The 17,597-nt window shown below is 64.7% G+C and carries 20 protein-coding genes; 17 read left to right on the forward strand and 3 right to left on the reverse strand.

Annotation, left to right across the window (positions count from 1 at the left end):
- The first annotated feature begins 140 nt into the window (after positions 1–140).
- Positions 141–1,271 (forward strand): FAD-dependent 5-carboxymethylaminomethyl-2-thiouridine(34) oxidoreductase MnmC, encoded by a 1,131-nt coding sequence (mnmC, locus tag Q8R61_RS09965; protein ID WP_305536758.1) that lies wholly within the window; start codon positions 141–143, stop codon positions 1,269–1,271.
- A gap of 16 nt (positions 1,272–1,287) precedes the next feature.
- Here mnmC and Q8R61_RS09970 read toward each other — a convergent pair whose 3' ends face one another.
- The 3 genes from Q8R61_RS09970 to flgA form a co-directional block, all read right to left on the reverse strand.
- Positions 1,288–1,770, reverse strand: coding sequence for a flagella synthesis protein FlgN (locus tag Q8R61_RS09970; protein WP_305536760.1), 483 nt, complete (start codon positions 1,768–1,770; stop codon positions 1,288–1,290).
- Positions 1,757–2,077 (reverse strand): flagellar biosynthesis anti-sigma factor FlgM, encoded by a 321-nt coding sequence (gene flgM / locus Q8R61_RS09975; protein WP_305536762.1) that lies wholly within the window; start codon positions 2,075–2,077, stop codon positions 1,757–1,759. Before flgM ends, Q8R61_RS09970 begins: the two co-directional genes overlap by 14 nt.
- 95 nt (positions 2,078–2,172) lie before the next feature.
- Complete coding sequence (flgA, locus tag Q8R61_RS09980) at positions 2,173–2,886, reverse strand: flagellar basal body P-ring formation chaperone FlgA (RefSeq protein WP_305536764.1); 714 nt, start codon at positions 2,884–2,886, stop codon at positions 2,173–2,175.
- 170 nt (positions 2,887–3,056) lie between these two features.
- Here flgA and flgB point away from each other — a divergent pair, with 170 nt between their 5' ends.
- The 16 genes from flgB to Q8R61_RS10060 all read left to right on the forward strand — a co-directional run.
- On the forward strand, positions 3,057–3,479 hold the full coding sequence (flgB, locus tag Q8R61_RS09985) for a flagellar basal body rod protein FlgB (RefSeq protein ID WP_305536795.1): 423 nt from the start codon (positions 3,057–3,059) through the stop codon (positions 3,477–3,479).
- A 14-nt stretch (positions 3,480–3,493) separates the two neighbouring features.
- Complete coding sequence (gene flgC, locus Q8R61_RS09990; protein WP_305536766.1) at positions 3,494–3,898, forward strand: flagellar basal body rod protein FlgC; 405 nt, start codon at positions 3,494–3,496, stop codon at positions 3,896–3,898.
- 44 nt (positions 3,899–3,942) lie between these two features.
- Complete coding sequence (locus tag Q8R61_RS09995; RefSeq protein ID WP_305536768.1) at positions 3,943–4,602, forward strand: flagellar hook assembly protein FlgD; 660 nt, start codon at positions 3,943–3,945, stop codon at positions 4,600–4,602.
- A gap of 56 nt (positions 4,603–4,658) precedes the next feature.
- Entirely contained in the window at positions 4,659–5,879 is a 1,221-nt protein-coding gene (gene flgE / locus Q8R61_RS10000; RefSeq protein ID WP_305536770.1) for a flagellar hook protein FlgE, read from the forward strand.
- A gap of 25 nt (positions 5,880–5,904) precedes the next feature.
- On the forward strand, positions 5,905–6,645 hold the full coding sequence (flgF, locus tag Q8R61_RS10005; protein WP_305536772.1) for a flagellar basal-body rod protein FlgF: 741 nt from the start codon (positions 5,905–5,907) through the stop codon (positions 6,643–6,645).
- A 99-nt stretch (positions 6,646–6,744) separates the two neighbouring features.
- Positions 6,745–7,527 carry a flagellar basal-body rod protein FlgG gene (gene flgG, locus Q8R61_RS10010; protein WP_305536774.1) on the forward strand — a complete coding sequence of 261 codons (783 nt, stop codon included), beginning with the start codon at positions 6,745–6,747 and terminating at the stop codon, positions 7,525–7,527.
- An 8-nt stretch (positions 7,528–7,535) separates the two neighbouring features.
- Complete coding sequence (locus Q8R61_RS10015; protein WP_305536776.1) at positions 7,536–8,204, forward strand: flagellar basal body L-ring protein FlgH; 669 nt, start codon at positions 7,536–7,538, stop codon at positions 8,202–8,204.
- A 10-nt stretch (positions 8,205–8,214) separates the two neighbouring features.
- Positions 8,215–9,324 (forward strand): flagellar basal body P-ring protein FlgI, encoded by a 1,110-nt coding sequence (locus tag Q8R61_RS10020; RefSeq protein ID WP_305536778.1) that lies wholly within the window; start codon positions 8,215–8,217, stop codon positions 9,322–9,324.
- Positions 9,324–10,259, forward strand: a complete 936-nt coding sequence (flgJ, locus tag Q8R61_RS10025) for a flagellar assembly peptidoglycan hydrolase FlgJ (protein ID WP_305536780.1) — start codon at positions 9,324–9,326, stop codon at positions 10,257–10,259. The genes Q8R61_RS10020 and flgJ overlap by 1 nt, the downstream gene beginning before the upstream one ends.
- Before the next feature lie 89 nt (positions 10,260–10,348).
- Positions 10,349–12,004: a flagellar hook-associated protein FlgK gene (gene flgK / locus Q8R61_RS10030; RefSeq protein ID WP_305536782.1), complete on the forward strand. Its 1,656-nt coding sequence runs from the start codon at positions 10,349–10,351 to the stop codon at positions 12,002–12,004.
- Positions 12,005–12,018: 14 nt separating this feature from the next.
- Complete coding sequence (gene flgL / locus Q8R61_RS10035) at positions 12,019–12,933, forward strand: flagellar hook-associated protein FlgL (RefSeq protein ID WP_305536784.1); 915 nt, start codon at positions 12,019–12,021, stop codon at positions 12,931–12,933.
- Between the two features lie 5 nt (positions 12,934–12,938).
- Complete coding sequence (locus tag Q8R61_RS10040) at positions 12,939–13,499, forward strand: chemotaxis protein (protein ID WP_305536786.1); 561 nt, start codon at positions 12,939–12,941, stop codon at positions 13,497–13,499.
- 42 nt (positions 13,500–13,541) lie between these two features.
- Positions 13,542–13,907: a response regulator gene (locus Q8R61_RS10045; RefSeq protein WP_305536787.1), complete on the forward strand. Its 366-nt coding sequence runs from the start codon at positions 13,542–13,544 to the stop codon at positions 13,905–13,907.
- A gap of 47 nt (positions 13,908–13,954) precedes the next feature.
- Positions 13,955–16,006 (forward strand): chemotaxis protein CheA, encoded by a 2,052-nt coding sequence (cheA, locus tag Q8R61_RS10050; protein WP_305536789.1) that lies wholly within the window; start codon positions 13,955–13,957, stop codon positions 16,004–16,006.
- Between the two features lie 34 nt (positions 16,007–16,040).
- On the forward strand, positions 16,041–16,544 hold the full coding sequence (locus tag Q8R61_RS10055) for a chemotaxis protein CheW (protein ID WP_305536791.1): 504 nt from the start codon (positions 16,041–16,043) through the stop codon (positions 16,542–16,544).
- A gap of 81 nt (positions 16,545–16,625) precedes the next feature.
- Positions 16,626–17,597 (forward strand): methyl-accepting chemotaxis protein (locus tag Q8R61_RS10060; protein ID WP_305536793.1); only part of this gene is annotated, 972 nt, incomplete at its 3' end.

A 17,597-nucleotide genomic window follows, 5' to 3' on the forward strand; every position in this document is an offset into this window, starting at 1 on the left:
GCCAATTCCGCGGCGTCTTGTAGGACAAACGACAATGGCAGACGCCCGGCTGACCCCCTGTAAGATGCACGCCTGTCTGTACAAGGGGCCGCTATCGGCCGCATGCCGTGCCCTAAAACACCATCCGGACCCTGTCTGAAATGCCTTTGACCCGACCGGCAGGTGGGCCCCGTGCCGCCGCCCCACAGCGTGTCGCCATCATCGGTGCCGGCGTTGCCGGCGCCGCGGTTGCGCACGCGCTGGCGCAGCGCGGCGTTGCAGTGACGGTGCTGGAACGCGCCGCGGCGCCGGCGCAAGCGGCGTCGGGCAATCCGGTGGCGGTATTCCGCCCGGTGATCTCGCGCGACGACAGCTGCGCCACGCGCCTGACGCGGGCAGCCTTCCTGCACGACCTGCGCACCTGGCCGACACTGGGTGGGATCGAATGGTCGCGCTGCGGCGTGCTGCACCTGGCACGCGATGCGGAGGCCGCCACGAAGCAGCAGCAGGCACTGGCCGCGCGCACGACGCCGGCCGATTTTGCCCGCTGGGTGGATCTTGCCGAGGCGCGTGAACTGGCCAACTGGCCGGTCGCGTCCCCCGGCGTGTTTTATCCGTCGGCAGGCTGGGTGGTGCCGGCCACGCTGTGCCGTGCCTGGCTCGACCATCCTGAGATCACGTTGAAAACCGGCTACGCCGTCGCGTGTCTGCAAGCGCAGGCACGCGACTGGCAGGTGCGGGGCGCCGATGGTGCGCTGCTGGCCGAAGCGGACACCGTGGTGCTGGCGAATGCGCGCGATGCGCTGGATCTGGCGCCTGCTCAGGCCTGGCCGCTCAATACCGTGCGCGGCCAGATCACGCGACTGCCGCCTGGGTCGCTGCCGCAGATCGAGCGGGTGATTGCGCGCGAAGGCTATGTGGCGCCGGGTGCGGGCCAGCTTCTGGTCGGCGCGACCTACGAGCATGACGATGACGACACCACACCGCGCACGGCGAGCGACCGGGCCAATCTGGCGCGGCTGGAAAGCATCCTGCCCGGGGCCGGCGTGCAGCTGGCTGCCGCTGCGGTAAGCGGGCGTGCCTCGCTGCGCGCGACGCTGCCCGACCGGCTGCCGATCGTCGGCGCGGTCGATGGCCAGGCAGGGCTGTTTGTGGCGGCGGGCTATGCCTCGCGCGGCGTGGTGTGGGCGGGCGTGCTGGGAGAAGCGCTGGCCAACCTGATGACCGGGCAGCCGGTAGCGTTGGACGAGGATGTGATGCGGGCGATCGCGCCGGGGCGATTCAGGCGCTGATGCGTGTTAACACGCCCTAGGCCGCGGTGAGCGGTTTGCCCTTGTGCGCGGCGACCGTGAGGCCTTCCTGGTCGTACAGGCTGCCGTGGCTGGTGGCGCTGTGCAGCAGCACATTGAGGGCTTGTCGGGTGGAGTTCAGCCGCAATTCGATCAGTGCGCCGATACGCTGGTTGAGCGCCCGCGCGGTGGTTTCGAGCGCGCGCAGCTGTTGCCATTGCGCACTATGCTCGGCCTGGCCGACCTGCCCCAGCCAGGCGGTCATGCCGGCATGGTCGAACGGCAGTCCGGCTGCCTGCAGGCCGGCATGGCGGATTTGCGCATAATCGCTCACGCTTTGCAGCTGGGTCAGCTTGGCGGTGCTGATCCGCGCCAGCCGGTCGGTATCGCCGTCGACCAGCGCCTGTTCTTCCTCCTGCATTACGTCGACCAGCGCCTGCCAGGCGGCGAGTTCCAGCTTCAGTCGGGCCAGTAGGGTCTGCGCGGGATCAGCGGGCGACATGCAGCATTTCCTTCACCGACGCGATCAGGCCGGCGGCAATGTTTTCGGGCTTGATGGTGTACTCGCCATTGGCAATGGCGGCCTTGATGCTTTCCACCCGGGCCGGGTCGACGACCGGAATCGCCGCGAGCTGGGCTTCCAGTTTCCGCATGTCGGCGACACGCGCGCTCAGGTTGACGTCGGTCTGACCGGCGCCAGCGCCCGCGCTGGTGCGCGCATTGGCGTTCGCGTTCTCCTGCGGCTGGGCAGGTCGGGTGCCGGTGGTGGCCGGGGTCGAGGTGGGCTTCGGGCCAGGGTCGATTTTCATGGCAGGATCCTGTGTCGGGTCTAGGGGGTACGGGTACGGAGGATTCCAACTTACACCAGTAACGTCCGTTTTTGAACCGTACTGTAGTGTCGCCCTTAAAAGGCTACCACGACCTGCTGCCCGTCATGCGCAACGCCGCTGACCACTTGCCCGGAACGGGTTTTCACTCTGACCTGGTCGCCGCGGCCGGCATTGGCCAGCGCCTGGCCGTGGCTCTGGACGGAAAATCCGGGACCGGTCAGCACCAGGCGGGTGACCTGGCCCTGTTTCACCGCCAGCGGCGCGCGCAGGGTCGCGCCGCGCAGGGGCGCGCCGGCGGCGAGGCCGGACACCGTGCGGTAGCCCACCATCGCGTCGGCGTCGGCCACGATGTCGGCGGGCAGGCTGCCGAGGTCGCCCTCGCGCAACGCGAGGTCGGCAGCCGTCAGGACGTGGTTGGCCGGCAACGCCTGGCGCGTCACCACGTAGGGCCCCATCACCCGCACCTGGGCGGGTAGGTAGACCGTCCACTGGCTCGGCGCCAGGCAGCGCACGCCCACGGTGAGCTTGCCGATGCCACGGCTGCCGGCGGGCTGGAAGGCATCCAGTGCGGAGCACGCCGGCAGCGCGCTGCGCGGCGGCGTGACCTGGATCGTCACCTTGCCCGGCAGGCCGACGGTCTGCGTCTTCAGGAACCGCTCGGCATGGGCCTGCAGTGCGGCCGGGTCCTGCGGGCCCGCCGCGTGGGCGGCGCCGGCCAGGCACAGGCACAGCGCGGCCAGCCAGCCTGCATGGACGGGTCCGCGTGCGCGGGAGGGGTCTGCTGTCATCGGAGGCTCCTTGGCTCGACTACTCACTGCGCCATTGTAGGAAGCCGTCTCCCATCCTAAACGCCGAAATGAGCAGGCTTTTGCCCCCTTATCGTGCGATTGAATGGACAAGCGCGTGTCTAGGATGCAGTCATCGCAAAAAGGCCTTGCGGCAGAAACGAGAGATGACCATGTTGAACCGGCTGGATGAGATGCTGAATTTCCACACCCAGGCGCTACGCGTACGCGACCAGCGCCAGCAGGTGCTGGCGTCCAATATCGCCAACGCCGATACGCCGAATTACAAGGCGCGTGACCTCGATTTCAATACCGCGCTGCAAACTGCGCTCAAGGGTAGCGGAACCGGCGCACCGGCCGCAGGCGGCGGCGTCAGGCTGGCCACCACCGCGCCGGGCCATCTGGCGGGTGCCCCCGGTCTAGGGGCGGGAGCGGGGCTGCTGTACCGCAACCCGGCGCAGGGCAGCGTCGACGGCAACACCGTGGATGTCGATGCCGAACGGGCCGCCATGGCCGAAAACACCATTCATTACGAATTCAACCTGACCCGGCTGGGCCAGCAGATCAAGGGTCTGCTCTCAGCCATCCAGGGATAGCAAGGAGATCACGCATGTCTTTGTTCAATATTTTCGATGTCGCCGGCTCGGCCATGAACGCCCAGTCGCAGCGGCTCAACACGGTTGCCAGCAATCTGGCCAACGCGGACAGCGCCACCAGCGCCAACGGTCAGCCCTACAAGGCCAAGCAGGTGGTGTTTGCCGCTGTGCCGGTGGGCCAGGCCGGCGCCACCGGCGTCAACGTCGCCGAAGTGATCGAGGATCCCTCGCCGATGAAGGTGGTGTTTGACCCGAAAAATCCGCTCGCCGATGAAAAGGGCTACGTCACCATGCCCAACGTCAATGTGGTGGAGGAAATGGTCAACATGATTTCCGCCTCGCGCTCGTATCAGTCCAACGTAGAAATGATGAACACCACCAAGACCCTGCTGCTCAAGACCCTGAACCTGGGTCAGTAACGCGCTGAAACGGCAGGAAGAGACCGAGGTCAGGAGAACACGCCATGAGTACCGTACAAGAAACAAGCAACGTCAGCAGCCTGTTCGGTGCGTCGAGAAACGCCAGCGACAGCACCCAGGCAACGCAGGACCGCTTTCTCAGCCTGCTGGTTGCGCAGATGAAGAACCAGGACCCGCTGAACCCGCTCGACAACGCCCAGGTGACCAGCCAGATGGCCCAGCTGTCCACCGTGCAGGGCATCGAGAACATGAACAACAGCCTGCAGGCACTGGCCGCCAGCCTGGGCGCCAACCAGATGGCGCAGGCCGCCAACCTGATCGGGCGCGGCGTGCTGGTACCCGGCGACACCATCCGCCCGGCCGAATTCGAGGACATCATCGGATTCGAGTTGTCGCGTCCGGCCGATACGGTGAAGGTCGACATTTTCGACGCAGCCGGGGGCCTGGTGCGCAGCCTCAACCTCGGGGCGCGTGAAGACGGCGTCAACGCCCTGGCATGGGATGGCCTGACCAACAGCGGCACCGCCGCGCCGGATGGCCAGTATCGCTTCAAGGTCGAGGCCATCCAGGGCGGCCAGCCGCTCAGCAGCACCGCGCTGCATCTGGGGCTGGTCAGCAGTGTTTCGCAGGGCAGCCAGGGCGTTCAGCTCAATCTGCTGGGCGACGAGCAGGTGAGTTATGCCGATATCCGGCAGATTTTTTGAACAGGGCAGCGTGAACCCACGGGTCAAGCGGTAGCAATCACCACAAGGAGCAGAACATGAGTTTTCAACAAGGCTTGAGCGGCCTCAACGCCGCCGCAAAGAACCTCGACGTCATCGGCAACAACGTCGCCAACTCGAGTACGGTCGGATTCAAGCAGTCGCAGGCCCAGTTCGCCGACGTCTACGCCAACTCCCTCACCGGCGCCGGTGGCTCCAGTGTCGGCATCGGCGTCAAGCTGGCGCAGGTGGCGCAACAGTTCACACAGGGCAACGTCACGTCGACCAACAACCCGCTCGACCTCGCCATCAACGGCGGCGGCTTCTTCCGCATGGAAAACAACGGCGAGGTGACCTACCAGCGCAACGGGCAGTTTCAGCTTGATCGCACGGGCTTCATCGTCAACCCGACGGGTGCCCGGCTGACCGGCTTTGCGGCCGGCCCTGGCGGCACGGTGCTGACCGGCGCCCCGACGCCCCTGAGCATTAACACCGCCGACTTGGCGCCGCAGATCACGAGTACGCTGGATGCAGTGCTCAACCTGGATTCCGGCAGTGCGGTGCCTGCCACTGCACCGTTCGACCTGACTGATCCGGCCACCTTTAACAGTTCGACCGCAGTGGCGGTTTACGACAGTCTGGGCAATGAGCAGACCCTGCAGACCTTTTATGTGAAGACCGCTAACCCGGGCGAGTGGCAGGTCTATGCGGCCAGCGACGGCACGCAGGTGGGTGCGGGTGCGATTGCAACGCTCAACTTCAACACCAACGGTGCGCTGACCACCGCGATGCCGCTGGCTGCCGTCGCGATCCCGCCGACCGCCACCGGCGCCGCCGGCCCGTCCGTCGTGATCGACTTTTCCGGCACCACCCAGTTCGGTTCGCCCTTCAGCGTCAACGCGCTGAACCAGAACGGCTATGCCTCGGGCCGCCTGTCCGGCTTCAGCATCGATGCCGACGGCATGATCCTGGGCCGTTATTCCAACGGCGAGTCGGCCTTGCTGGGCCAGGTGGTACTGGCCAACTTTGCCAACCCCAATGGCCTGCAGCAACTGGGCAACAACATGTGGGCCGAGACGTCGGCTTCGGGCAATCCGCTGGTCGGCGTGCCGAGCACCGGTAGCCTCGGTGTGCTGCAGTCGTCGGCAGTGGAGGATTCCAACGTTGACCTCACCGCTGAACTGGTCAATCTGATCACCGCCCAGCGGGTGTACCAGGCTAACGCGCAGACCATCAAGGCGCAGGACGCCGTGCTGCAGACGCTGGTCAACCTGCGTTGATGGCTTGACGCGATAGGAGGCTCCGATGGACCGTCTGATCTACACCGCCATGACCGGCGCGAAACATATCCTGGAACAGCAGGCCACGACTTCGCACAATCTGGCGAACGCCACCACCACCGGCTTTCGCGCGCAGGTCGATCAGTTTCGCGCGGTGCAGGTGCAGGGGGCGATCCTGCCGACGCGCGCCTTCGTGGTCGATTCCACCACCGGCAGCGACTTTCGAACCGGCACCATCCAGCACACCGGGCGCGAGCTCGACGTGGCAGTGCAGGGCGATGGCTGGATTGCGGTGCGCGCGGCTGACGGCAGCGAGGCCTACACCCGCAACGGCAGCCTCAAGGTGGACGAGAACGGCATCCTGCAGACGCATGATGGTCTGCGGGTGCAGGGCGACGGCGGTGAACTGGCGCTGCCGCCCGGACGCAATATCGCCATGGCCCGCGACGGCACCATTTCGCTGGTGCCTGACGGCTCCGATGCCACCGGTCTGACCGCCATCGGACGCCTGAAACTGGTCAACCCACCGGCCGCCGATCTGATGCGCGGCGACGATGGCCTGTTCCGCACCAAGGCCGGCACCCCGGCGCCCCTCGACCCCAATGTGACGCTGATCAGCGGCGCGCTGGAGTCCTCCAACGTCAACGTTGTCGACGAGATGGTCAACATGATTTCGCTGGCACGCCAGTTCGACATGCAGATGAAGATGCTGGAGCACGCCGAAAACAATGACAACAAGGCAGCCCAGCTGCTGAGCATGAATTGACGTGCATTTTTATCCACGAAGCACACGAAAACCCCTGATTTCATTTCGTGGCCTTCGTGACTTTCGTGGACAAGAAACTGTTTTATTAAAGGAGCCGACATGATTCGCTCACTATGGATTGCCAAGACCGGTCTGGATGCGCAGCAAACGCAGATGGACGTGATCTCCAACAACCTCGCCAACGTCAGCACCACGGGCTTCAAGCGCGCGCGTGCGGTGTTCGAGGACCTGCTGTATCAGACCATCCGCCAGCCGGGCGCGCAGTCGTCCGAACAGACGCAGCTGCCTTCCGGCCTGCAGCTGGGCACCGGCGTGAAGCCGGTCGCCACCGAGCGCGTCTTCACCCAGGGCAACTTGCAGCAGACGGGCAACGCCAAGGATGTGGCAATTCAGGGCAACGGTTTCTTCCAGGTGCTGATGCCCGACGGCACCACGACCTATACGCGCAGCGGTTCCTTCCAGGTCGACGCCAATGGCCAGATGGTTACCTCCAGCGGCTACGCGGTGCAGCCGGCGATCACCATTCCGCCCGACACGCAGACGCTGACCATCGCGCGCGACGGCACGGTGTCGGTACAGCAGGCCGGCTCCGCCACGCCGGTGACGGTGGGCACGCTGCAATTGGCGATGTTCGTCAACCCGGCCGGCCTGCAGAGCCTGGGCGAAAACCTCTACGGCGAAACCGCGTCGTCCGGCACGCCGAGCTCCAACGCGCCGGGCAGCAATGGCGCCGGCCTGCTCAACCAGGGCTACGTCGAAACCTCGAACGTCAACGTGGTGGAAGAACTGGTCAACATGATCCAGACCCAGCGCGCGTACGAGATCAACAGCAAGGCAATCCAGACATCCGACCAGATGCTGCAGCGCCTGACCCAGTTGTGAGGCCTGCCATGAACACGTCGCGCGCATTCGGATTGCTGCTTGTGCTGCTGGGCCTGGCGGGCTGCGGCACCACGCCGTCGACCATCGTCGAGCATCCCATCACCGCACGTCCGCAGGCACAGCCAGTGCAGGCCGCCGGAAACGGCGCCATCTACCAGACCGCCGCCTACCGTCCGCTGTTCGAAGACCGGCGCGCGCGCCACGTCGGCGACGTGCTGACCATCGTCATCAGCGAAAACACCCGGGCCGGCAAACAAGCCTCGTCCAATGCCTCGAAGACCAGCGAGGTCGATTCGTCGATCGGCGCCATCGCCGGTGTGCCGCTGAAAAGCTTCCAGGGCCTGGGCATCAACGCCGAAGCGTCCACCAGCTACGACGACAAGTCGGCGCTCAATTCCAGCAACACCTTCACCGGCAACATCACCGTCACCGTCGTCGAGGTGCTGCCCAATGGCAACCTGATCGTGGCCGGCGAAAAGCAGGTCGCGCTCGACAAGGGCACCGAATACATCCGGCTGTCCGGCGTGGTCCAGCCCGACACCATCCAGGCCGGCAATATGGTGCAGTCCTCGAAGGTGGCCGACGCGCGGATCGAATACCGCACCAGCGCCAAGTTCGACACGGCCGAAGTCATGGGTTGGCTGGCGCGCTTCTTCCTCAGTTTCATACCGCTATAAGGTGGGCATCATGAACCTCCTGCATCTGCCCGTACTGATCGGCCTGTTCGCCGCGCTGGCCATGAGCGGCGTGGCGCACGCCGAGCGCATCAAGGACATCGCCTCGATCCAGGGCGTGCGCGTCAACCAGCTGGTCGGCTACGGGCTGGTGGTGGGTCTCGACGGCACCGGCGACCAGACCACGCAGACGCCGTTCACCACCCAGAGCATCGCCAACATGCTGATGCAGATGGGCGTCAACCTGCCACCCGGCATCAACATGCAGCTGAAGAACGTGGCCGCCGTGATGGTGACCGCCGAGCTGCCGGCCTTCGCCCAGGCGGGGCAGGGCATCGACATCACTGTGTCGTCGATCGGCAATGCCAAGAGCCTGCGCGGCGGCACGCTGGTGATGACGCCGCTGAAAGGCGCTGACGGCCTGATCTACGCGATGGGGCAGGGCAACCTGATGGTCGGCGGCGCCGGCGCCGCGGCCAACGGCAGCCAGACGCAGATCAACCACCTTGCCGTCGGCCGGGTGCCGGCCGGCGCCACGGTCGAGCGCACGGTCGTCACCGCGCTCGGCGAAGCCGGCACGATCAATCTGGAACTGCGGCTGACCGACTTCACCACCGCCAGCCGTGTGGTCGACGCGGTCAACACCGCGTTCGGCGAGGGCACGGCGCAAGCACTCAACGGCCGCGTGATCCAGGTGAAAACGCCGGTCGGCGAAAGCGCGCGGGTCGCCTTTCTGGGCCGCATCGAAAGCCTCGACGTCAGCCCGGCGCAAGCGATGGCCAAGGTCATCATCAACGCGCGCACCGGGTCGGTGGTGATGAACCAGGCGGTCATGCTCGACCCCAGCGCGGTGTCGCACGGCAACCTCACCGTCACCATCAACACCGAGCCGCTGGTCAGCCAGCCGGCGCCGTTCTCGCGCGGTGAAACCGTGGTCACACAACAATCGCAGATCGAAATCCGCCAGCAGCCGGGCGAGGTCATGCTGCTCAAGGGCAGCGCATCGCTGGCCGACGTGGTGAAGGCGCTCAATTCCATCGGCGCCACCCCGCAGGACCTGCTGGCTATCCTGCAGGCGCTGAAAGCTTCGGGCGCGCTGCGCGCCGAGCTGGAGGTGATCTGATGAGTATGGGCGGCGCCGATCTCACGTCGCGCTTCGCGCTCGACGTCCAGAGCGTCGATCAGCTTAGGTTCGATGCGAAGCAGTCCTCGCCCGAGGCCCTGAAGCAGGCGGCGCAGCAGTTCGAGGCGGTATTCATGAACATGCTGATGAAAAGCATGCGCGATGCCACCCCGCAGGACGGCCTGTTCGAAAGCGAACAGACCCGCCTGTACACCTCGATGCTCGACCAGCAGCTGTCGCAACGCATGGCCAGCCGCGGCATCGGGCTGGCCGAAGTGATGGTGCGCCAGCTGTCCGGCGCGATGAACGGGATACCGGCAGGCGAGGATGCCCCCCCGATCGCCGACCTCGGTGCGCGCGGCTTGCCGCTGAATCCGCCTGAGGTGCCCCGCGCCCTGCCGCTCGCGCCGCCGCTGGTCCAGCCTGCACCTGCTGCCGCGCCCACTGCCGCCGCCACCCGCAGCGGCAATCCCCCTGCCCATGTCGAGGCCTTTGTGCAGCGCCTGTTGCCGCACGCCCAGGCCGCCAGCGCCGCCACCGGCATCCCCGCGCGATTCATGCTGGGCCAGGCTGCGCTCGAGACCGGCTGGGGCAAGTCCGAGATTCGCGGCGCCGACGGCCAGAACAGCCACAACCTGTTCGGCATCAAGGCTGGCTCAAGCTGGAAAGGGCAGACGGTCGATATCGTCACCACCGAATACGTCAACGGCAAGCCGCAGAAACAGGTGGACACCTTCCGTGCCTACGATTCCTACGCCGATGCCTTCCGTGACTACGGCAACCTGCTGCGCAACAACGCGCGCTACCAGAACGTGATCGCCCAGGGCCAGGATGCCGCCGGGTTTGCCCACGGGCTGCAGCAGGCCGGCTATGCCACCGACCCGAAATACGCGCAGAAACTGATGAGCATCATCGGGCAATTCGACCAGGCTTGAGCTGGTGGGCTCAAGAAAACGGTGAAGCCACCGATTCAGTCATTGAGTGCCTGATTTCCCTTTCTCGAACCTAACGCGTGCACAGCTAGATGGCTACCAACATTCTCAGTATCGGACAGAGCGCACTGGCAGCCGCACAGGTGGGGCTCAGCACGACCGGCCACAACATCGCGAATGCCGCCACCCCGGGCTACAACCGTCAGGTCGTGGTGCAGGGCGCCGCCCAGCCGCAGAACTACGGTTTGGGCTTCATGGGCCAGGGCACTGAGGTCACCACGATCAAGCGCATCTACAGTGAGTTTCTGGGTGGCCAGGTGCGCACCGCCCAATCCACCAAAAGCGGGCTCGACAGCTACGCCGCCGAGATCCGCCAGATCGACAACCTGCTGGGCGACCCGCTTTCGGGCCTGTCGCCCGCGCTGCAGGAGTTTTTCAGCGGCATGCAGGAGATGGCGTCCAACCCGTCTTCGATTCCGGCGCGCCAGGCTGCCCTGTCGGCAGGCGAGTCGCTGACCGCACGCTTCCAGAGCCTGGCAGGCCGCCTGCAGGAGATCGGGCAGGGGATCAACAGCCAGATCACGTCGAGCGTCAATGTCATCAACGCCTACGCCACGCAGATCGGCGCGTTGAACGAAGCCATCGGCCGCGCCCAGGGCGGCAGCGGCCAGCCTGCCAATGATCTGCTCGATCAGCGCGACCAGCTGATCATGGATCTCAACAAGGAAATCAAGGCCACCACCGTCAAGCAGGGCGATGGTAGCGTCAACGTATTCATCGGCAACGGCCAGCCCCTGGTGGTCGGTGCCAAAACCTTCGGGCTCACCACCGCCGTTCTGCCCAGTGACCCCAGCCGGATCGAGGTCGCCTACCAGACGTCGTCAGGTCCCGTCATCGTCGGCGAGGGCAGCCTGACCGGGGGCAAGCTGGGCGGGCTGGTTGCCTTTCGCAGCCAGACGCTGGAGCCGGCGCAGACCACGCTCGACACGCTCGCCAGTGGTCTCGCCAGCACCTTCAACGCCCAGCACCGTCTGGGACAGGATCTCAACGGTGCCCTCGGCGGCGATTTCTTCACGTATTCGAGCGCGCTGGGTGCCGCCGGATTTGTCGTCGCACTCAACGACCCTCGGCAGATTGCCGCCGCGGCACCGATTCGTAGCGCAGCGGCCAGCGCCAACACCGGGACCGGAGCGGTCAGCGCCGGGACGGTCAACGCGCCGCCGCCGCCGAACGCCAACCTGCAGCAGCCCGTTACGATCACGTTCACGTCCGCCACCACCTTCGACGTGACGGGTACGGGCACCGGCAACCCGACCGGGCTGACGTATACGCCCGGCGCAACGATCACCTACAACGGCTGGAGCATCGCCCTCAGCGGCGCGCCGGCTACAGGCGACACCTTTACCGTCGCGACCAATGCCGGCGGTATCGGCGACAGCCGCAACGCCCAGCTTCTGGCTGGCTTGCAGACCGCCAACACGATGAACGGCGGCACAGCCAGCTATCAGGGCGCCTATTCGCAGCTGGTCAGCGAAATCGGCAACAAGACGCGTGAGCTGGACGTCACCAGCAGCGCCGCAGGCAAGCTGTTCACCGAGGCAAAGCGCACGCTGGAATCGGAATCCGGCGTCAACCTCGACGAGGAAGGCACCAACCTGCTGCGTTACCAGCAGGCGTACCAGGCGGCCGGCAAGGTCATGCAGATTGCCAGCCAGATGTTCGATGTGCTGCTTTCGCTTGGCCGATAAGGAGATACGACATCATGCGCATCAGCACCCAAACTCTGTTTGAATCCGGCGCCGCCCGCCTCGGCGAGGTGCAGTCCGACCTCCTCAAGATCCAGCAGCAGGTCGCCTCCGGGCGCCGCATCCTGACGCCGTCCGACGATCCGGTTGGCACCGCGCGCGCGCTCGAAGTGACGCAGTCGCAGTCGATCAATACCCAGCACGGTGTCAACCGCCAGCATGCCAAGAGCGCACTGGTCTCGGTGGAAGGTGCGCTCGAGAGCGCAACCAGCCTGCTGCTGGATGTGAAAACCAGCATCGTCGCCGCCGGCAACGGCTCGCTGACCGATAGCCAGCGCGGCTTCCTGGCAACCGAACTGCGCAGCCGCTTCGAAGCCCTCTTGAGCATTGCCAATTCGCGCGACGGCATGGGAAATTATCAGTTTTCCGGCTACCAGACCGCCACGCCACCCTTTGCTGAAACCGCGACCGGTGCGCAGTATCAGGGCGACCAGGGCCAACGCCTGCTGCAGGTGGATGCCACCCGCCAGATGGCGATCAGCAATCCGGGCCAGGCTGTGTTCCAGGGTGGCGGGCAGGATGTTTTCAATACGCTGAAGGACCTGATCACGCTGTTGCAGACACCGGTGGTTACACCGGCTGATGCCGCGGCCCTCAGCAGCGGTCTGGCGCTCGCCGGCAGCAACACGGACCTGGCGCTGGACAACGTGCTGACCGTTCGCGCCTCGGTCGGTACGCGCCTGCAGGAGATCGAAGCCCTCGACTTTGCGGGTGATGACCGCAACCTGCAGTACACCCAGACCCTGTCCGAACTGCAGGATGTCGATTACACCCAGGCGCTGACCCAACTCTCGCAACAGCAGTTCATTTTCGAAGCCGCGCAACGTTCCTTCGTCACTGTTTCGGGTCTGTCGCTGTTCAACTTCCTGTGAACCCCATGCTCGCCGACGACCCTCCATCCGGCGATCAGCTGAACGCACGGGTGCGGCAGCTGCTTGCCGGGATGGCGGCGCACGGCGACCGGCATCTGGCCGAGGTCGAGCGCGATCTGGTGCAGATGGATGCACTGCTGGACGAAGCTATCAAGAAACTGTGCGCGAGCTTCATGGCGATCCATCACGCGGTCGAACAGCAGCAGCAGGATCTGAATGCATTCCAGGCCCACACCCTGTCGCTGCCCGACTATGCGGCGCGCGTCGCATCGCAGCGCGGCGAGGTTGCCCGGCATGTCGGTGACGCCGTCACTGGCCTGCAGTTCCAGGACATGACCAGCCAGCTGATCGGACGCATGATCCAGCACCTCGCCGGCTTGCGCGAGGTGTTCGGTGCACTTGATACCCAGGGCACGGTGTTGCCGGAAAGCGGCGACCGGGCCCTGTTGGCGGTGCTTGACCATATCAGCGAACGGGTCGGCATGCACTGCGCCGCCTTAAGCGTGACCTCCCGCAGCACGGTCAACCAGCGCCACATGAACAGCGGCGACATCGAATTGTTTTGAAGTGACGGATACCTGTATGAAAGTGAAGAAGCGAGAGCAACGATGAACAAAAAAATACTAGCAGTGGATGATTCCGGCTCGTTGCGCCAGATGCTGTCCTTCAGCCTGAAGGCGGCGGGCTATGACGTGATCGAGGCGGTGGATGGCCAGGACGGCCTGGACAAAGCCCGGATGCAGACGGTCGATCTGGTGCTGACCGACCAGAACATGCCGGGAATGGACGGCCTTGAACTGATCAAGGCGCTGCGAAAGATGAAGAATTACCAGAATGTGCCGATATTGATGCTGACGACCGAGTCAGGGGATGACATCAAGGCAATGGGCCGTGCGGCGGGAGCCAACGGCTGGCTGGTGAAGCCCTTTGACCCGGCACGGTTGACCGAGGTGGTCAGAAAGCTGATCGGCTGAGACGCGTGTCGGAGACCGCGGGCATTCAAACATGAGGGAGTTGCACGATGACGATTGACATGAGCCAGTTCTACCAGGTGTTCTTCGACGAGGCAGACGAACTGCTCGCCGAGATGGAGAAACTGCTGCTGGCTCTGGACGTGTCCGCGCCGGATAACGAGGATCTCAACGCGATCTTCCGCGCTGCGCATTCCATCAAGGGCGGCGCCGCCACGTTTGCGTTCACCGACATCACCGAAGTGACCCACATGCTGGAGTCGCTGCTCGACCGCATCCGCAAGGGCGAGATGGCGCTGACCACCGAGCACGTGGATACCTTCCTCGCCGCCAAGGATGTCCTCAACATGCAGATGGAAGGGCATCACCACGGCGCAAGCGTCGACCAGGACGCAGTCGGCAGCGTGTGCGCACGATTGAAGCAGCTATCGCAGGGCATCGTCGCCGATGCGCCGGCGGTACCCGCCGCGGCCCCTGCGCCCGCAGCGCCTGCCGCATCGTCCGCACCGGTGGCCGATGCGGACGGCCAGTTTCATTTCCGTATCGAATTGCCCGAGGTGCCGCAGCGCGATGTCGATGCGCTGGCGACCGAACTCGGCCTGCTGGGCAGCATCACCCAGGAAATCCTGGCCGACAAGCGCGTGGCCTTTACCCTGATCACCGGCGAAGGCAAGGACGACATCGTCGCGATCTGCTCCTTCGTGCTTGATCCGGATGACCTCAAGATCACCTGTGGCAGCGCGCCGGCGCCCGCCGCCGCCGAGCCGGGCTATGGCATTTTCGAAACAGAGAAGGCCGAAGCGGCCCCGGTCGCCGCCGCGGCCGCACCAGCCCAGCCCGCAGCGGCCGCGGCAGCACCGGCCACCGAAGCCAAGAATATGGGTCGTCGCGCCACCGACAAGGAAGTGGGCCAGGAATCGTCCTCGATCCGTGTCGGCGTCGAGAAGGTCGACCAACTGATCAACCTGGTGGGCGAACTCGTCATCACTCAGGCCATGATCGACCAGCGCATCGCTGCGCTCGATCCCATTCATCACGAGCGACTACTCAATAGCGCCAGCCAGCTGTCGCGCAATACACGCGATCTGCAGGAGGCCGTCATGTCGATACGCATGATGCCGATGGATTACGTGTTCTCGCGCTTCCCGCGCATGGTGCGCGACCTCGCCGGCAAGCTCGGCAAGCAGGTCGAGTTTGTTACCCGCGGCGCCGCCACCGAACTCGACAAGGGCCTGATCGAGCGCATCGTCGATCCGCTTACTCACCTGGTGCGCAACAGTGTCGACCATGGCATCGAGATGCCCGAACAGCGCCGTGCCAGCGGCAAGAAGGAAGCCGGCAGGCTGATCCTGTCTGCCGCGCATCAGGGCGGCAACATCGTGATCGAGGTGACCGACGACGGCGGCGGACTTAACCGTGAACGGATCCTCGACAAGGCGAAGCAGCAAGGCCTGCCGGTAACCGACAGCATGCCCGACGCCGAGGTCTGGCAGCTGATCTTCGCGCCCGGATTTTCCACCGCAGCCGTGGTGACAGACGTATCCGGCCGCGGCGTCGGCATGGACGTCGTCAAGCGCAACATCACTGCGATGGGTGGCACGGTCGATATCCGTTCGATGACGGGCGTGGGCACCACCATTTCGATTTCGCTGCCGCTGACGCTGGCGATTCTCGACGGCATGTCGGTCAAGGTCGGCGAGGAGGTCTACATCCTGCCGCTCGGCTACGTGATCGAGTCGCTGCAGCCGGCCGCGGTCGACGTCAAGGAAATCGCCGCCGATGGCCAGGTGGTCAAGGTGCGCGAGGAATATTTGCCGCTGATTCCCTTGCACCAGATCTTCGCGATCGAGCCGCTGTATACCGACCCCGCGAAGGGCATCATCGTCATCCTCGAATCGGAAGGCAAGAAGGCCGCCCTGCTGGTCGACAGCCTGGTCGGGCAGCAGCAGGTCGTCGTCAAGAACCTGGAGTCGAACTTCCGCAAGGTGGCCGGCATTTCCGGCGCCACCATTCTGGGCGACGGCGGAGTCTCGCTGATTCTCGATGTGGCGGCGCTGCTGCGCTCCAGCCGCCAGCTCAGCAATGATCCGATTTTTTCCTGAGCAAGGGCCAGGCCGGTAATCAAAGGATGCAACCATGACCAACACCACACACATGAATCACGGATCGAAGGACGCGGGAGACGGCGCCGGGGATGAATACCTGGCCTTTACCCTGGGGCGCGAGGAGTACGGCATCGATATCCTGCGTGTGCAGGAAATCCGCGGCTACGAGCCAGTCACCCGAATCGCCAATGCGCCGGATTTCATCAAGGGCGTGGTCAATCTGCGCGGCACCATCATTCCGGTGGTCGACATGCGGATCAAGTTCAGGCTGGGTCAACCCACCTACGACGAGTTCACCGTGGTGATCGTGCTCAATATCGCCGGCCGGGTGGTCGGCATGGTGGTCGACAGCGTGTCCGATGTCATGACGCTGTCGCCCGACCAGGTGCGGCCTGCACCGGAAGTCGGCACCGTGTTCGACACTGAATTCCTGATCGGCCTGGGCGCACTCGGCGAACGCATGCTGATCCTGGTCGACATCGACCGGCTGATGTCCAGTTCCGATATGGGACTGATCGAGAAATTTGCGGCATAGGCGCGGCGACAGAATCGGTAAAACGGCGACGCCCGAATAAATAGCAATGCGCCCCGCGGGGTGCAAGTCGAGGATACGAACATGTTGAAGAATCTGAGCATCAAGGTACGGCTGATCTTTGTGATCAGTTTTCTCTCCGTCCTGCTGATCGGTATCGGCGTCATGGGGCTGGTCAGTCTGGGCACCACCAATGCCTCGCTGGAAACCGTCTACAAGGACCGGGTGGTGCCCGTGGGGCAGCTGGAACGCATTTCGGCATTGATGAACTTCAACCAGATCGCCGCCGCTGAAGCGGTGATCGGGCAGTTGACCGCGTTTCCGGAAGAGGTCACTGAGGTCGACAAGCGGGTCGAGGTCATCCGCAAGGGCATGGAGGAGATCAATGCGCTGTGGAAATCCTTCACCGAGACGCAATTGACCGAGGAAGAGAAAAAACTGGTTGAGGAATTCAATGCCAACCGGATTAATTTTGGCCGCTCCGGCCTGATGCCGATGATTGCGGCGCTGTCGGCGCACGACTTTCAGCAGGCGGGTGAGCTGATGCAGGGTCCGATGCGTGAAGGCTACCCGCCGGTGCGGGCCAGTGCCGAAGCGCTGATCGCGCTCCAGCTCGATGTCGCCAAGGCAGAATTCGAAGCCGCGCAAGCGCGCTATGTCATGGTGCGCAACATTGCATCCGTCGTGATCCTGGTGGGCGTGCTGCTGGCGGGCCTGGTCGGATTCCTGCTGATTCGCGCGATTTCCGGCCCGCTGAGAGAAGCGGTGCTGGTGGCCGAGAGCGTCGCTGCGGGCGACCTGACGCAAACCATCGAGGTGCGTAGCGAGGACGAAACGGGCCAGCTGATGCGCGCGATGCGGAACATGAACGAGAGCCTGGTCAACATCGTCGGTCAGGTGCGCACCGGAACCGAAACCATTGCGGTGGCCTCGCGCCAGATTGCCTCGGGCAACGCCGACCTGTCGGCGCGCACCGAGTCGCAGGCCTCGAGCCTGGAAGAAACCGCCAGCTCGATGGAAGAGCTGACCAGCACCGTCAAGCAGAACGCCGAGAAC

Origin of the sequence: Thiobacillus sp. (genome assembly GCF_030696885.1) — a bacterium.
In the GTDB taxonomy this organism is placed as follows: Bacteria; Pseudomonadota; Gammaproteobacteria; order Burkholderiales; family Thiobacillaceae; genus Thiobacillus.

Excerpts from the sequence above, each read along its gene's own strand:
- mnmC (WP_305536758.1), top strand. The coding sequence starts at position 141 with ATGCCTTTGACCCGACCGGCAGGTGGGCCCCGTGCCGCCGCCCCACAG.
- Q8R61_RS09970 (WP_305536760.1), bottom strand. The coding sequence starts at position 1,770 with ATGTCGCCCGCTGATCCCGCGCAGACCCTACTGGCCCGACTGAAGCTG.
- flgM (WP_305536762.1), bottom strand. The coding sequence starts at position 2,077 with ATGAAAATCGACCCTGGCCCGAAGCCCACCTCGACCCCGGCCACCACC.
- flgA (WP_305536764.1), bottom strand. The coding sequence starts at position 2,886 with ATGACAGCAGACCCCTCCCGCGCACGCGGACCCGTCCATGCAGGCTGG.
- flgB (WP_305536795.1), top strand. The coding sequence starts at position 3,057 with ATGTTGAACCGGCTGGATGAGATGCTGAATTTCCACACCCAGGCGCTA.
- flgC (WP_305536766.1), top strand. The coding sequence starts at position 3,494 with ATGTCTTTGTTCAATATTTTCGATGTCGCCGGCTCGGCCATGAACGCC.
- Q8R61_RS09995 (WP_305536768.1), top strand. The coding sequence starts at position 3,943 with ATGAGTACCGTACAAGAAACAAGCAACGTCAGCAGCCTGTTCGGTGCG.
- flgE (WP_305536770.1), top strand. The coding sequence starts at position 4,659 with ATGAGTTTTCAACAAGGCTTGAGCGGCCTCAACGCCGCCGCAAAGAAC.
- flgF (WP_305536772.1), top strand. The coding sequence starts at position 5,905 with ATGGACCGTCTGATCTACACCGCCATGACCGGCGCGAAACATATCCTG.
- flgG (WP_305536774.1), top strand. The coding sequence starts at position 6,745 with ATGATTCGCTCACTATGGATTGCCAAGACCGGTCTGGATGCGCAGCAA.
- Q8R61_RS10015 (WP_305536776.1), top strand. The coding sequence starts at position 7,536 with ATGAACACGTCGCGCGCATTCGGATTGCTGCTTGTGCTGCTGGGCCTG.
- Q8R61_RS10020 (WP_305536778.1), top strand. The coding sequence starts at position 8,215 with ATGAACCTCCTGCATCTGCCCGTACTGATCGGCCTGTTCGCCGCGCTG.
- flgJ (WP_305536780.1), top strand. The coding sequence starts at position 9,324 with ATGAGTATGGGCGGCGCCGATCTCACGTCGCGCTTCGCGCTCGACGTC.
- flgK (WP_305536782.1), top strand. The coding sequence starts at position 10,349 with ATGGCTACCAACATTCTCAGTATCGGACAGAGCGCACTGGCAGCCGCA.
- flgL (WP_305536784.1), top strand. The coding sequence starts at position 12,019 with ATGCGCATCAGCACCCAAACTCTGTTTGAATCCGGCGCCGCCCGCCTC.
- Q8R61_RS10040 (WP_305536786.1), top strand. The coding sequence starts at position 12,939 with ATGCTCGCCGACGACCCTCCATCCGGCGATCAGCTGAACGCACGGGTG.
- Q8R61_RS10045 (WP_305536787.1), top strand. The coding sequence starts at position 13,542 with ATGAACAAAAAAATACTAGCAGTGGATGATTCCGGCTCGTTGCGCCAG.
- cheA (WP_305536789.1), top strand. The coding sequence starts at position 13,955 with ATGACGATTGACATGAGCCAGTTCTACCAGGTGTTCTTCGACGAGGCA.
- Q8R61_RS10055 (WP_305536791.1), top strand. The coding sequence starts at position 16,041 with ATGACCAACACCACACACATGAATCACGGATCGAAGGACGCGGGAGAC.